Origin of the sequence: Fulvivirga kasyanovii (genome assembly GCF_009711405.1) — a bacterium.
GTDB lineage: Bacteria > Bacteroidota > Bacteroidia > Cytophagales > Cyclobacteriaceae > Fulvivirga > Fulvivirga kasyanovii.
Window position 1 is genome coordinate 1 of record NZ_SMLW01000025.1, and the last position, 269, is coordinate 269.

Below are 269 nucleotides of genomic sequence, written 5' to 3' on the forward strand. Positions count from 1 at the left end.
TCATGTTTTGCTTTGCAGCGGGTTTTGCTCAAAGCAAATGTCTTGAAACAGTCACCCTTCCCAATGAAGCAGCATGGGGAGGTGGTGATTCACAAGGTTCTATGCTCATAGGAAATACCTATGGCCCCGGGGAAGGCCCCGGCATCTATATAGTGGCAGATGGCGGATATCGCTTATACCTCAACGGAGAATTACTTGCCTATGATAATGCCGCCGGAAGGGTGCAGTTCGTTCCCATGACCTTTTTACCAGGGTATAATGCCATATCC

General features: G+C 48.7%; 1 protein-coding gene. It reads left to right on the plus strand.

The window, feature by feature from the left end:
- The coding region (locus E1163_RS29980) for a hypothetical protein (RefSeq protein WP_221417842.1) at positions 1-269 on the plus strand (269 nt) is incomplete at both ends.